Below are 14,941 nucleotides of genomic sequence, written 5' to 3'. Positions count from 1 at the left end.
TATTGCACCTATCCCGGCAATACTCTTTTGAATATACTTTTTAATTTACTTCGACTACTACTACATAAACAATTGGAAAGCGTTCGTATGCTTCAACAAAATCTTTTTTCTCTTCAACAGTTAGTTTTAATGGTTCTGTATAGGTTGTTGAATCTTCTTCTGACAAGGATCCAAACATTCCCAATCGGTATTGTCCCTGTTTAGTAACTACTTTATTTTCTGCCTCTTTGAAAATTACGCCCCATTCCGTCAAATCAATCAACATTTTCTTTGATACTGCGTGATTCTTATCTTGAATAGCTCCAATCAAAAACACCTCTGCCGCATTATCCGGTCTAAACATAGAAAATTGTACGCTGCCATTTCCTTTGAAATTGTTGCCAAAATAAAATTCCCTATCATCAATAAATTGACCATTTTCATAAACTTCAACAAACATCGTGACACTTTGTTCTTCTTTCAGATTAAATGCTTGTTGGAGATTAAACTCAGCTGCACTCGATAGGATGTCTTCACTTGTTTCAGCTTCATTTGAACATCCTAATAGAGAGAGACATAATAAAAACAACAATAAAATTCTTTTCATATGTAGCACCATCCTTTGTAGACTTCTTCAGGGTAAGGAGAATAAATATACATACAAATAGCTAAAAAAATGAAGGAACTAAGAATTGCTAATTTATTTTTAACCTTGCCCTCTTTATTTATCAAAGTAAATAAATATTTTAGCACATTAAATCCAATTAGTTCCGGATTATTCTGGGTATGTTGAAATAAGCGGAGTTTTTACCGCTATTTGCAGTAGAGAACTAGTTTAGGGTGAAAATAAAGGGAAATTTTCCCCTTATTCCATGGAAATACACCCGATATCGTGTTTTTTGGGGGCAATAAGGGGAATTTCTTCCCTTATTTTGTCACTCACCCTCTCTTACCTCAAGGAACATAATAAAAAATTCGAAGCCCAGTAGTTAGGCTTCGAAATTTTTTGCCAATCTTATTCCATCAGCTGCTTCGCAATTTCTTTGACGTCCTTATCTTTGGATTCTTTTGAATAGCGTTGCACAAGCTGTTCAATCTCCGTACCTTGCCAATAAGATTTATTATAGTTTTGGAGTGTTTGGATCGTAATGTATTGCAGATGGTAATCTGTTGTTTTTAAAGTTTTCAATAAAAATTGTAAGCCTACTCCGTCATACTGTTCCAATTCCTCCAAAAGCACTAACACAACCATTTTTTGATCCTCATTCAGATCATTGAAATCCCAGAGTGAATTTGTAATTTCGAGGAGCTGTTCGATAATTTGTACATTTTCAGCAGAAAATAATGCCATATAATACTTATAGTTTTCTGGATTACTTTTTAATTTCAGAAGCACTATATCCGTAATATCGGCATTATAGTATTGTGCTACTGCCAATGCGTAATCCTCATCCCCTTCTCCATTTCCCAATATTTCGAATGCCTGTTTCAGGTACTCTGGATTTTTCGCAATCCCCTCTATATTTTCTTCTACCGCGCGTTTTTCATGTGGCTTCCAGTTTGTCGAGAATCGGTCTTCCCAAGTTTCTTCATCATATTGTAAATAATCATGAATTTGCGTTAGTATATAAAACTGCTGAAGTGTGCGGCAATGTGTCTTTGCATGATATGTGTAGCGCATCATCACTTGGCCAGCATATTCATAATCATCCATCATTTGATAAGAACCTTCATATAATAATCCTAAAATAATTGTACCGGCACCTTCATATATCTTTTCAGAAATGGCGGATTCATGTAGCTCTATATCAAGCTTTCCTTTGTTTGCACACATTAAAGCAGATGCATTGCCTGGAACTGTATCCTTTAATCCTTCAAGTAATATCCACTGACGGATGTCCTCATTAGATGCATCCAAAAAGTTCAACGCCTCTAACTTACCCCATCCCGTTACATTTTTTGCGACATGCCAAACCGTTTCATTGCTGTTAGTAGTCCCATTCGTTAATGCAAAAAGGGCTACCCCAGTAAATTCTTCATGTAGAGCGATAATTTTAAGGCGCTCCTTTACTTCTTCGCAATTTCCTGTCCCTAGAACAATAAGCGCAAATTTCACAACTTCTCGATGTGCACTATGCTCAAGTAACCAAAGTGCTTCTTCCTTTACCCGACTTTCCACTTTTTCGATTTCAGAAAACTGTTCTAAAAACTCATAATAATAACTAATTACTTTTTCATCTTTTATTTTTTCGTAAGTAGCTTTCCTAGTTTGATCAGTTGGATTGTTCATCTGTTCTAAAAACAGTTTGATCAGCTTTTTTGTATAAAAAGGCGTTACTTCTTCCGTATGAAGCTGATCTGCAAATCCAGGTGCATGTTTTGGATAAAATTCATCATATAAAAAAGCATCATCCGGTAAATCTTTTGTTATTAACTTTTGATTTGCAAGAAATTGCTGTTCAATAAATGGCACGATAAATTCCTTATTTGACCAGGGTAAAAATTGTAGTTTCATCGCGTCATGTAAAAGCTCTTTTCCGTCTACTTTAACCGTTACATTCAGTTTTACAAATCCGCCTATTTTAACAAATACTTTATGTGTCTTCCCGCTGCTAGATTGAAACTTCCCTTTCAATGTTGAAAATGGCAAGATATGTGTCCAGATGGATTTCCGAACGTTTTGGGCTATAATTTCACCATCAACCTTCAATACTTCCTCCATCATCTCATTAATAATCTCTATTTTATGTCCTTCAAAATCGAGGACCCAATATTTTTCAACCTCTTTTGCTACATCATTTTGTATATTGCGCATTTCTCGCTTAAATTCTTCTTTAAATCCCATTGTTACGCTCCCTAATTTCTCATATATTACTCGTATATCATAACAATTTTTTCTATTTTTTTTAGCAAATAGCACTAAACAGACAAAATAATAGCAAAAGTATTCAAAATTCCTTACTTAAATGTCAATATTTCCAAAATTTAATATAAAAAAAAAGGACTAGCGCATTTACTAGTCCAAAAATTTACTATTGTGTACGCACAACGACTTTTCCGTTATGCTCACCATTTATAACTGCATTAAATGCAATGCTAGCCTCTTCTAAAGGATAGCTATAGCCGATTACCGGTTTAAGTTGCTGATTATCAAGAAGTTTTGCCACATTCTGAATAAGTTGCTGATGTTCTCCTGCTGTTATATTAAATAATACCATGCCACGAACGTCACACTCTTTTTGCATAATTAGACGTGGATTTATATTAATTTCCCCACGGTTTCCTACAACAACAATAACACCTTGCTTTGCTATCATTTGCAAATCTGTTTGTAAATTCTCGTTTGCCAAAAATTCAATAATAACATTTGGTCCTTTTCCATCCGTTTGTTCTAAAACGGTATGAATTGTTTGTTCCGTAATATGATCAAGAACAATATCTGCTCCTGCCTCTTTTACAAGCTGTTTGCCGGATTCCCGACTTGCTGTTCCAATTACTTTTGCGCCTAATGCTTTTGCAATTTGAACAGCCTGTAAACCAACCGCTCCACTTGCCCCGTGAATAAATACGGTTTGCCCAGCTTTTACATTCGCTCTTCCCACTATAGCTCGATATGCTGTTAAAGCCGGAATACCTAACGCGGCCCCTTCCTCAAACGAAATATGTTCCGGAATTGAATGAACAAAGCGGCTTTCACAAACAATTTTTTCTGCAATCGTTCCAGTTGTATCACCATTTGGTAAACTCGCAATAAATACTCGGTCCCCAACTTTCACATTTGTTACGAGATCCCCAACCTCTTCTACAATACCTGCACCATCTAGCCCTGGCGTGTATGGTAGTTCTGGTTTTATGGCATATGTACCTGTCGAAGTATAAACATCGCTCGGATTCACTCCCGCTGCATACAGGTTTATTCGCACTTCATTTTTACATGGTGCTTGTATTTCGGTTTGCTCGACAACTAAATTTTCCGTTGTACCAAATTGATTGATTCGTATCGCTTTCAATGACCTCACCTCAAAATATATAGTATTTTAAGAATATTAGAAATTTTAATTTTTGTATAGCGATTGCCACTTTAAAAAATAAAAGTAGCACAAACCATTTAGAAGGTCTGTGCTACTTTTTAGCGTTTTTTATTCAGTTAAATTAAAGGTTCCTCTTATTTTAGGAAATTTAAAAAATTAGAGAATGATGTTACTAAGTTTTGATAGTAGCCAATCACTTTATCTTTTAATGCGATTTTCTCAGCTTGCTTTTGGTCTGTTTCCGTATCAACACTAATTTCTTCCGTTTCAGTTGGTACCGTTTCTTCTACTGGTTCTGATACGATATTCTCCACCTCTTCAACTTCTTGCTCAGGAGTTACTACAGTTGAAGGTTGTTCAGGTTGTTCTTCATCTTCTACAACAGCTGGACTTTCCAGGTTTTCATCAGTCTCAGTTGGTAATTCTGCATTATCAACAGCATTATCTTGAGATTCATCTTCTTCTAATGTTGTATCTGTTGTATCTGCTTCATCAGCATCTGCAGAATCATCAGTTGCATCATCAATTACTGGCACATTTTCAGATTCTTCGTTTGTTTGATCCGATTCTAAGTCACTTAAATATTGTTCAATATGAATTTGATAGTAGTTAATTAAACTTTGATAACTATTGTCGATAAATTGATACGATTCATCTAACCAATTAATAAAGTCATCGTCTGCTGTACCATCTTCAGTTACCGGTGTTTCCGGTTCTTCAACTACCTCTTCTTCAGTTGGTTCTTCTTCCGATACTGGTGTTTCCGGCTCTACCACTACCTCTTCTTCAGTCGGTTCTTCTTCCGATACTGGTGTTTCCGGCTCTTCAACTACTTCTTCAGTTGGTTCTTCTTCCGATACCGGTGTTTCTGGCTCTTCAGCTACCTCTTCTTCAATTGGTTCTTCTTCAGTTACCGGTGTTTCCGGCTCTTCCACTATCTCTTCTTCTGTTTGATCATCTTCAGAAACTGGTGTTTCCGGTTCTTCAGCTCCATCTTCTGTTTGGTCGTCTTCAGTTACCGGTGTTTCCGGCTCTTCAACTACACCTTCTTCAGTTGAATCTTCTTCCGATACTGGTATTTCAGGCTCTTCAACTACCCCTTCTTCAGTTGGTTCTTCTTCCGATACTGGTGTTTCAGGCTCTTCAACTACACCTTCTTCAGTTGGTTCTTCTTCTGATACTGGTGCTTCTGGCTCTTCAACTACCTCTTCTTCAATTGAATCTTCTTCTGATTCTGGTGCTTCCGGCTCTTCAACTACCTCTTCTTCAATTGGTTCTTCTTCCGATACAGGTGCTTCCGGTTCTTCAACTTCATCTTCTTCAGTTGGTTGTTCTTCCGATACTGGTGTTTCCGGTTCTTCTACTATCTCTTCTTCAGTTGAATCTTCTTCTGATTCTGGTGCTTCCGGTTCTTCTACTACCTCTTCTTCAATTGGATTATCTTCAGTCACCGGTGATTCCGGCACTTCAGTTGCACCTTCATCTACACTATCATTATCTGTTTCATCTATATTATCGCTTTCTTCTAGTTCATCATTAGCTGTGACAGAGTTCTGCTGGGCTACCTGGCTAACAAGCTTCCCTTTTTCAGGAGATCCTGGCAGGCTCTTTGCGAATGCCGATACTTTCTGTCCATGATTTTTCGCGTGTTCAATAATTTCCGGATTTACATCTTTTGTATCAAGCTCAGATGCAGAAATAGGTGCTCCAGCCGCTAAAAATGATGCAGCTATAAATGATGTTGACATCACTAGTGGCGCTACTTTCTTAGAAAAATTTTTATTTGCTGTTTTAGAGTCCATTTGTTTTTTATTCATTACTTGATCGCTCCTAATTCGTATTTTTTCTACTGATAGGATGGATTTTTCATTTTTCCGGTATTTATCGTTTCACCTCTGATTCAAATTGAGTAAAATAACTACTCAAATTTTTAGGCAGCACCATCTACTGCCTGTTTAGAATATACCAAAATTATATTACAATATTGTTTTACTCTGATTAAAAGAGTTGAGGCCTTCATTACGAATTTTTCGAATTTTGCAATATACGAAATAATAAATACAGATTAAATCATTCTATATCTAATAAAATGATTACGCTTTCATATTTGCTCTCTATGATATTTAATGCGATTTCCTCTATAGTATTAAATAGGAAAATTATTTTACAGATATAACGTTACAGTAAAAATTGCCTTAACAAAAATGACATTTTTCAGCTTATTATTACCGATTCAAAAATATAAAAATTAAAAAAGCCCTCAAATAGTTGAGTTTATCTGGTGAAACACTTTATTTATTATGTAACATTCATTTTAACTTCCTTGAAATATAAGGTTTTTTTGAATACGTAAACATATTAAAAAGGCATTTTAATAATCCAAAGATGCAACGAACTCCTTAGATATCAAAATGCCTCACCAACTATTCTATTCATTTAAACAATCCTTTTGGTTGTACAAAAACCGTATTTTTTAAAGTTTTAATGGTAACTTCATAAAGGTGCTGCTTAAGGTCATCTCGATTTTCTCTTCTAGTTTGCAGTGATGAATAAGAAATGACTGGTTCAATTCTCTTTAATACTTGAACAATTTCATTTGAATCAAAATGCTCGACCATAGTTAACCTCCCCCCTATTTTTTACTCCTTTCATGGTTTACCTTAGTGAGGTCGTTCGATAATACGTCAATCGAATTTCGTAATGAATCAATTTTGCCTTCGAATCTCATTAGTAAATAAATCGCAATGGTAATAGGAAATCCGAAATTCCCCAATATTTGAAACAGCTGTCCCTCAATCATTCCTCTCCCTCCCTTCTCTTAATATATTTATTGATCTATGAATCATCTTAGAAATAGCTTGTTGTGATACATTGTAAATCGTCGCAATTTCCTTCTCAGTTAACTCGTTTACATACCGATAATACAACACTTGTTTTTGTTTAGTATTTAAACGCTTTAATAAGGTGATTAACAATTCATCACTCAACAAGCTCTCTAAGTCATTCTCAAAAATGTTTTCGAATTGGAGAAAAGAATTTTCATCTTGGACTGTGTCTACCATTGCTAGGCTTTCATTGATTGGGGAATCCAAATTCAATTCGTACTTTCTATTGTGCTCTCTTAACTTTGAATCAAATTTTCTGGATTCATATATAATTGCTTTTTTTATATAGGCGATACGAACTATCTGTTTTTCAAAATATTTAAATTGTTCATTTAAGATGTCAGCATTAGTACTTGTCGGATCCTCTAAATATGCAGTATACAGTTTGTTATGTTCTTCAATCTCTATAAATCTCTTGAATACATTACTATTCACAACATCAGGATTTAAAATCTTCATTCGTCATACCCCTTATCTTTTTAGTCATAAAACATGAACTTTCGTTCGTTTTTAATTAAAAAAGACCGAATAGAACTTTTGCTTACCTTCTTACTATATATAGGGGGATTTCTAAAGAAAAATACAACCAAAAAAATGAAATTATAATAATTTTTAAATGTTTTATATTCATTTTATACGAATATTAGGATATAATTACTATTTTTACCTTAGGCTATGTAAAGGGATGTTCATATTAATGGTTTTTACACATTAAAATGGCACCAGAATATACAAGAAAAGCACCAGTCATAGTATTTCAGGACTTTACTACTACTGGTGCCATCCTATTACTGCATCTAATGTTGCTTTTCAGAAAAACCTATTAACCTCCCCCAATTCCTATTAGCCATAAATCTAGAGCGATAATAATCATATCAATCATCTTCTCACCCCCCCTTTTTACTTATTTTACATAATTTATACTTTTTTGTCTTATAATATTAGTAAAAGAATATTTAGGGAGGATGTTATGAATAATTACGGACAGACAATAAAAAAAATACGAGTTGGCAAAGGTTTATCTCAAAGATATGTATCAAACAATATTTGTACACAAGGTAATTTTTCAAAATTTGAACTAGGAGAAAATAAAGATATTAAACATTCCACCTTATCTGAATTTCTAGTCCGTATAGAAACTTCTTACGAGGAATTTAAATATATTAATAATGGCTATAACATGTCTTTAAGAGATGAAATTATTAATAATTTTTATAATCAAACCTATAATAATTCGGATAATTTACTGCAATTACAGCAAAGTTGTATTTCATACTTAAATGAATGTCCTGAGGATAAACTTATTAGTAAAATAAATATAATTATAAAAAGTCTAAGAATACTAGCAAATACTAACGATATTCATAATGCAAAATTACTTGCTGAACCCATCTGGACAGAATTATCTCGTAGGGACAATTTATACTTATCCGATATCTTTTTACTAAATGCTATACTTTATATTTTTCCAGTTGATACCGCTGTAGAAATGAAAAATTTTGCTTTTCGGCATATTGAAAAGTATAAAAATTTCCAAAATATAAATCGTATAAAAATAAACTTTTTAGTTAATTTATCCTTGTTATATTTAAAAAATAACGATTATAATATGGCTCTAGAACAATTAGAAAACTCTATCGAACTCTGCAAAATAGAAAAACAGTTTATTAATCTATCAATATGTTATATACGTAAGGGTGTTTGTTTAAATAATATGGGCACTCGCGGATTATATTGGATTAATAAAGGAATGAGTATGTTGGAAGTTTTAGATCAGTTCGACTTGTTATCAATATTAAAAGCAGAAATAAAACAATACTCGACTTAAGGCACCTTTAAAAAAGGACTTACAACAGCTTAAATAAACTGTTGTAAGTCCTACTTCAAATTTATATTCGTATTTTAAACACTTTGTTTGTAATGGGAGAAAGAAATTTAACTCCTTTTTTCGTCATCATATCGCCTAGAATATGAGAAAGATAGGCCATAGTTGAGATTATCGCTAAATGTTCAGCCCCTGTGCTCACTTCCAACAGATGAGACATATACCCCCAATAAATTAATGCCCAAATTGTATGGGTCAGCCCTCTGTGCGGAAACCATCCCGCTGCCCCAATGTAGATAGCAAACATAACGAGCCACCATAGTTCATCCGTCATGGCATAGTATAGTAGGAATAAACTTAAAATGCTCATAAGAATATTTTTCAATGTTTCCTGGCTTTTCATGGATAATGCAATAATGATTGCTCCCAAACCTAAAAACAGTAGTTTATTTTGTTGAGTGATCCATTCTTCCTCTAGGAAAGGCAGGAAATTGAATTGGAATATGTAGGAGACCAATGACAGAACAATCAATGCCCCACCGACAAATTGTCCGCCCTTTTTTATTTGTTTCGCCGTCTTCGTCACATGCTTGTTTAACAGATTATTTCCGTCTAAATCAGGAGCAAGCGAAGCCACAGCGGATGCACCTAAAACAACAGGGATCATCTCGGGTGTTTGGCTGACAGATGCCACTGCCCCAATTCCCAACCCAATTGTTAAATGTGTTCGACCTTTCATGTTGCCACCTCTTTGTTGTGATCTCTTTATATAAGAGTTACCGTTGAACCGTTAATTACAGCTTAGTACCCTTCTTTCCTGGTTGACTGTAAAAGCAAAAAATGGGGTACCTTCTATTATAATATGGTTTTACTGGTTCCCCTATCACTTCTTATGTATTCAAAGATTCCATTGTACTTAAACTAATTTGATTAATCAAGTTTTACTAATTGTAAAAAGAACTAGCACACAGTAAACTCTGATTAGAATTGGTCTCAACTCCTCACTCAGGAGTTTTTATCAGATATTTAGCTTATCCTATAAACATGGAAAAGTCGCAGAACCTTTAAGGTGAGGCAATGAAAAATTCCTTAGTAATTGAGAGAGTACAGGAACGAAAATTCGTTCCAAGACCTCTTTTTCTTCGATGCCGTTGATTTCCATTACGGCGGACGCTTTTCGCGGGTACGGCTACGATATTCGCAGTGAATCTGAAGCAAAGGGAGGTATTATGTAAAGAAATAAGAGGAGATTTTACCGTTATTTAAATGATGTTGCTCATTTTTGGATAAATAAGGGGAAGTTTTACCGTTATTTTAAATAAATTCCCGAAATTTCATGTTTTTCAGGTCAATAACGGAAATTTCTCCCCTTATTTTTACTATTTTTTATTTTATTTTCGAAATAAGGGAAATTCATTCCTCTATTTACTCATTACGCAATTCAATCCCCCATCACCATCGGGGTTATTTGGCATGGAAATAAAAGGTGCCACACCATATTCGCAGAGAAGGCACTTCCCATTCAATTCCGAATAGGAAGTGCCTTATTTTTGTTTGAAAAACTAAACCGTCATTTCAGTGCCCTACCTTTAAGGCACCGCGACTTTTTTTATTAGTATAAAATGAAATTCACAAAGATAAAAGATCGATTATAAATGATTCTTCCATCGGACCAACAAATTCATGCTTAATATTCCCTTTCTCGTCGATAAATATTGTAGTTGGAATAGTAAAGGCACCATAGGTCATACTAACGTCTCCTTGCTCATCCAACAAAACCGGAAATGTCAGCCCATATCTATTAACAAACTCCTGAACATCTTTAGGAGTATCCTTCTTCGTCATGTTCACTGCCAATATTTCAAGCTGGTCATTATATTCTTCATATATTCGTTGTAAATGCGGAGCCTCCATTTTACAAGGTTCACACCAGGAAGCCCAAAAGTTCACAATCGTCCATTTCCCTTGAGAATTCGACAGTGAATGCTGTTGATGATCTAGTGCCTGCAATGTGAAATCAGTTGCTTTAACTACACGAGAGCCATCCTCATTCGTAGCTTTACTTAAGTTTTCATTCGTGGACATGCTATTTTCCCATATAAGGATTCCGATTAATAATGTGATAATAGCAAGTCCAATATATTTCTTCATTGGATGTTCTCCATCGTTGTTAAAGTTAGCCACAGTTGTTCTAACGTTTGACAATGGTAAGTAGTTAGAAGCGTTTGAATATTTCCTTTCGCAATTACTTCACCTTCATGAAGCATAATCACTTGGTCTGCAATTTCTTCGGCAAATGAAAGTAGATGGGTAGAAAACAAGATGTGAGTCCCTTTTTCTTTTTCTTCCACAAGCATTTTTTTCATTGTTGCAATCCAAAATGGGTCTAAGCCATTCGTCGGTTCGTCCAATATATATAAATCGCCATCGCCAATTAAACTTTGGGCTAAATTTAAACGTTGGCGCATCCCTTTTGAATACTCCGAAACCCGTAAATGACCTTTATCAGCTAGTCCTACTTGTTCAAGAAGTTTTGGGATTGTATTGGAGGACACTTTTTTTAGATTGGCTAATAGTGCTAATATTTCAGCAGCTGTTAAAGTATCCGGGAAGTTTAAATCATCCGGCATATAACGGAGTGCCTCTTTGGAAAAACCATTAATTTCCCCTTCATTTTGCACGAGCTGCCCAGTTAATAGTTTTATAATGGTACTTTTTCCTGCGCCATTTGCTCCGACGAGTGCCGTAATTTCGCCAGCATCGATTTTTACATGAATATTGTGCACGCCACGGTTTTTCTTGTACGTTTTCGTAATATTCAACAATTCAACGGTCATATACTTATCACCTTCTTTTCAACAAATATGTAGCTAATAACAGTGGACTTACTCCCCATAGTGCAGTAAATAAGCTGTAATAAAATAGTCCGACTGTAGAATCATAAAATTTCACCAGCTCATAGAAGGCCGGTCCTAAAACAGCTGACTGATCCGTAAATACAAAATAACTAAAGCGCATCCATTCAAGCGGATTAATATGAATGGATAACGAAATGAAGGTTTTCAATAAATTTTCCGAAATAATGGTCCCTACCGCCATTAATACATACGATAAAATCAGTGTAATCATCGACCATACACCTAAAGCAAGTGCCAGTGCATGTAGCCTGTTTTTCGCTATCACACCTACGAAAATACTAAGTGATGTGAAAAGTAACAGCAAAATAAGAATAAATACGATGAACGGACCATTTAGTGAAATGCCGCCAAAAAAGCTCCCCATCATATAGGAAAGTGTAATGGCTAATAGTGTAATGAATAAGAATACATTAAATAAGCCGATCCACTTCGTAAAAATATACTTACCATTGGACATCGGATATGTTTTCAGTAAATTTAACCATCCTGATTCACGGTCCGCCGCTAGACTCATTGAACCAATTGTCAGTATAAATAACGGCAATAAAAATAATAACACGTTTAACATTGCGGCTGACTGACGCGTAAATCCTTGTGCATCAGGCATTGCAATTTGTTGAATCATTAACACGGATGTAAAGGTAACGACAAATAATACGGTAACGATTTGAAGCCATTTACTACGGATTAATTGCTTCATCTCAAGTTGAATAAACTTTATCATTCGTGCGTATGGATTCCCCATTCAAATGTTAACAAATCATCATATTTAAGCTGTTTACCTTGTCCATTTTCATTCATATAAGCATCCACACTTTCCTTCGATGCAAATGCAAGCACGCCGTAGTTCATAGGTGTCCAGTAGTTCGCTTCGTAGATATATACGGCATCTTTTACATTTATCCATTTATTTGTTGATTCATCTTTAATGTATGCCGCGCCAATATCGCTCTCGCCATTCGTAATAATGTATTCCATCAAACAGCCTAAATCGTCAAAAACGAGATGATCATTATTTTTAAACACAATTTGACCCGCGTAATCCATATGTGAAATTGTCATATTACAAATTTCACATACATCGGTTTCTGCAGAAATCTCTTTCGGCTTGTATTCTTTATTGCCACAGCCTGCTAATAACATCATTGCAATAATAGTAAATATAACTAATAGCCGTTTCATCTTAATTTCCTCCAAATACTAAATAATATGAATAAACTTGCCATACTTCCCAAAATATGTTTCCAATTCAGTTGAATGCTTTGTTCTTTTTTCTCCGTCATCATAAGTGGATTTTTATCAACTAAGACCATCTTTTTTGTATCGGAGAATTGCTGATCCAATTTATTAAGTAATGTGACACTCGGAGATTCTACGTAATACTGATACACGGGCTTACGTACCATCCATTGCCCAAAACTTGTGAATGAATGATAGTCTGTATCGCCTATTCCATCAGCATTGAAATCATAGCCATTATAATCGTCATAATGGTTTCGATTTAACACAAAGCCAATTTCGTCAGACCGAGCCGTTAATATATTACCTTGAAACTCATTTTCAGTAACTGTTACGTTTGGTGAACTTCTACTGTGAATGACCGTTCCATTTGACTGAAACATATTCTTGGTAAACGTGCTGTTCTTTACTTGATTCCAAATCGTCGCAGTCGTATTTTCCTTAAATATATTATTCGTGATTTGCGCTTCTTCAATATCATATAAATACATGCCGTTACTGTTTAATTGAAGCTGTCTTTCGATTTGGTTATGGGCAATATAAGCATTTTCAACGACCATAATCGTCATGCCCGATACATTATTCTTAACCGTATTGTGTTGCAGCTGTATCTTGGTACCGTACATGAAATGCAATCCATACCGCCCATCTTCAACTACCGTTTGCTGGACATCTACATTTTTTGTTTTCTCAAAATACATACCATCCTGAATGTTTTTAGCAAACAGATTTTTGACAATAATTTGTTCCCCTTCAAATAGACTCACCGCGTTTGGCTTTTTGGAAAAATGGCCTTCTTTTCTTCCCTCTATTTTCAAAGAGGAAAGAGTGACATTTTGAACACGGTTAAACTCCACACCTTTTTCATCAATATCTAGGTTCAAATTTTTCAAGACAAGATCTTTACTGTCTTCAACAAGAATAGGCGTTAGTTTCGTTTCAAATTGGAGTGCTTGAAGCGTAATATTATTTGTTTCCTTAATTGTAATTCCTGTAGTTAATGATGTAATTTTTGTTTTTTTATCGCCAATGATTGTAATAGGTTTTGTAATGGTAACTGGTCCTTCGTACGTTTGGTTTTTTAAATAAAGCGTACTATTTGGACTTGTTTCGTCTATTAACTGCTGTAAACTTTCTGCTGCTACGCTATGTGAAACGAGGGGAAAGAAGGTTAATAGCAGCGAAAGAACAGCCCATTTCATCAATTTATTCATAAGCCCCATGCACCTCTATTTATGGTGTATTTACAGAGATTAGTCGCTTTCAGACATATCACCTGCTCATTAATCACCATCATTGTGCTGTTGTTTTTCTCCTTCATGATGCACATGACCGTCTTCAGGATCATGTTTATCCACATTCTCTCCCGCTTTCATTTTTGCTTTACGGCGTTCTAAAGCTTGTTGACGTACTTTTGTATAGGAAGTCAATTCCGAGCCTTCATTTTCATCGATATACGTTTTTGCATCATCTTCATATTTAAAGAAAATATATCCCCAGTTCATCGGTGATTTTAACTTTGTTTTGACAATATACGCTTGCTCTACATTAAACCAATTCAATGTATTGTAATCACGTACAAATTTTTCGTTTACTTCTACGTTGGCAAATTCTGCGTTCAGTAAACAACCGATATCATCATAAAATGCAATGGAACCGTCCTCTTTAATTGCCTGAGCTGAAAAGACGCCCATCTCTTGATCTTTTGTATAAACTTTCATATTACACATCGCACATACCGTATCTTCTGTAGGCTCTTGCAAACGTGCATCCTGCGTCCAATCCTTCTCGGCAATTTGTTCAACTTCCTGCTGCTGTGCAGATTCCTGATTGGAAACTGTTGACTCATTCTTCTCTTCAGTTTGGTTGCAAGCTGATAATAATATTGTGATAGTTCCTGCTAATAATATCTTTTTAAACACGTACATCGCTCCATTTCTTCTATTACGCTTCCTATGATAACACTTGGTTAGAATATTATATTTGACAAAGTAATCACAATATTTTGTGCTAATTGTGAAGTTTTTATAATACCCATGCAGGTATAAAACATCCCATAAATAA

Annotated in this window: 15 protein-coding genes; 1 reads left to right on the top strand and 14 read right to left on the bottom strand. The window is 35.0% G+C overall.

Features of this window, described 5'->3' with window-relative positions; genetic code table 11:
- Positions 1–40: 40 nt before the first annotated feature.
- From SNE38_RS04435 to SNE38_RS04405, 7 genes are all read right to left on the bottom strand, one after another.
- The gene (locus SNE38_RS04435; RefSeq protein WP_191703091.1) at positions 41–586 is read right to left on the bottom strand and encodes a hypothetical protein; all 546 of its coding nucleotides are present in this window, start codon (positions 584–586) and stop codon (positions 41–43) included.
- Positions 587–994: 408 nt separating this feature from the next.
- On the bottom strand, positions 995–2,824 hold the full coding sequence (locus tag SNE38_RS04430) for a hypothetical protein (protein ID WP_191703090.1): 1,830 nt from the start codon (positions 2,822–2,824) through the stop codon (positions 995–997).
- A 187-nt stretch (positions 2,825–3,011) separates the two neighbouring features.
- Positions 3,012–3,998 (bottom strand): NADPH:quinone reductase, encoded by a 987-nt coding sequence (locus SNE38_RS04425; protein WP_336045940.1) that lies wholly within the window; start codon positions 3,996–3,998, stop codon positions 3,012–3,014.
- A 146-nt stretch (positions 3,999–4,144) separates the two neighbouring features.
- The gene (locus tag SNE38_RS04420; protein WP_191703088.1) at positions 4,145–5,827 is read right to left on the bottom strand and encodes a hypothetical protein; all 1,683 of its coding nucleotides are present in this window, start codon (positions 5,825–5,827) and stop codon (positions 4,145–4,147) included.
- 615 nt (positions 5,828–6,442) lie between these two features.
- Positions 6,443–6,628 carry a hypothetical protein gene (locus SNE38_RS04415; RefSeq protein WP_191703087.1) on the bottom strand — a complete coding sequence of 62 codons (186 nt, stop codon included), beginning with the start codon at positions 6,626–6,628 and terminating at the stop codon, positions 6,443–6,445.
- A 14-nt stretch (positions 6,629–6,642) separates the two neighbouring features.
- Complete coding sequence (locus SNE38_RS04410) at positions 6,643–6,810, bottom strand: YvrJ family protein (RefSeq protein WP_191703086.1); 168 nt, start codon at positions 6,808–6,810, stop codon at positions 6,643–6,645.
- On the bottom strand, positions 6,803–7,354 hold the full coding sequence (locus SNE38_RS04405; RefSeq protein ID WP_191703085.1) for a sigma factor-like helix-turn-helix DNA-binding protein: 552 nt from the start codon (positions 7,352–7,354) through the stop codon (positions 6,803–6,805). Before SNE38_RS04405 ends, SNE38_RS04410 begins: the two co-directional genes overlap by 8 nt.
- 511 nt (positions 7,355–7,865) lie before the next feature.
- Between SNE38_RS04405 and SNE38_RS04400 the strand changes: the two genes are divergently transcribed.
- Positions 7,866–8,723 carry an XRE family transcriptional regulator gene (locus SNE38_RS04400; RefSeq protein WP_191703084.1) on the top strand — a complete coding sequence of 286 codons (858 nt, stop codon included), beginning with the start codon at positions 7,866–7,868 and terminating at the stop codon, positions 8,721–8,723.
- A 61-nt stretch (positions 8,724–8,784) separates the two neighbouring features.
- Here SNE38_RS04400 and SNE38_RS04395 read toward each other — a convergent pair whose 3' ends face one another.
- The 7 genes from SNE38_RS04395 to SNE38_RS04365 all read right to left on the bottom strand — a co-directional run bounded on the left by SNE38_RS04395 (position 8,785) and on the right by SNE38_RS04365 (position 14,799).
- Positions 8,785–9,459, bottom strand: coding sequence for a metal-dependent hydrolase (locus tag SNE38_RS04395; protein ID WP_191703083.1), 675 nt, complete (start codon positions 9,457–9,459; stop codon positions 8,785–8,787).
- 890 nt (positions 9,460–10,349) lie between these two features.
- Positions 10,350–10,871, bottom strand: a complete 522-nt coding sequence (locus tag SNE38_RS04390; RefSeq protein WP_191703082.1) for a peroxiredoxin family protein — start codon at positions 10,869–10,871, stop codon at positions 10,350–10,352.
- A complete protein-coding gene (locus SNE38_RS04385; protein ID WP_336045939.1) occupies positions 10,868–11,557 on the bottom strand; it encodes an ABC transporter ATP-binding protein in 690 nt (229 codons plus the stop codon). The genes SNE38_RS04390 and SNE38_RS04385 overlap by 4 nt, the downstream gene beginning before the upstream one ends.
- Before the next feature lie 7 nt (positions 11,558–11,564).
- Positions 11,565–12,362 (bottom strand): ABC transporter permease, encoded by a 798-nt coding sequence (locus SNE38_RS04380; protein ID WP_336045938.1) that lies wholly within the window; start codon positions 12,360–12,362, stop codon positions 11,565–11,567.
- Positions 12,359–12,820, bottom strand: coding sequence for a nitrous oxide reductase accessory protein NosL (locus SNE38_RS04375; RefSeq protein ID WP_191703079.1), 462 nt, complete (start codon positions 12,818–12,820; stop codon positions 12,359–12,361). The genes SNE38_RS04380 and SNE38_RS04375 overlap by 4 nt, the downstream gene beginning before the upstream one ends.
- Positions 12,817–14,091, bottom strand: a complete 1,275-nt coding sequence (locus tag SNE38_RS04370) for a NosD domain-containing protein (protein ID WP_336045937.1) — start codon at positions 14,089–14,091, stop codon at positions 12,817–12,819. Before SNE38_RS04370 ends, SNE38_RS04375 begins: the two co-directional genes overlap by 4 nt.
- A gap of 69 nt (positions 14,092–14,160) precedes the next feature.
- Positions 14,161–14,799: a nitrous oxide reductase accessory protein NosL gene (locus SNE38_RS04365; RefSeq protein WP_336045936.1), complete on the bottom strand. Its 639-nt coding sequence runs from the start codon at positions 14,797–14,799 to the stop codon at positions 14,161–14,163.
- Positions 14,800–14,941 lie beyond the last annotated feature (142 nt).

Origin of the sequence: Solibacillus ferritrahens (genome assembly GCF_037027585.1) — a bacterium.
Taxonomy (GTDB): Bacteria; Bacillota; Bacilli; order Bacillales_A; family Planococcaceae; genus Solibacillus; species Solibacillus ferritrahens.
This window is presented reverse-complemented; position numbering and strand designations above follow the sequence as displayed.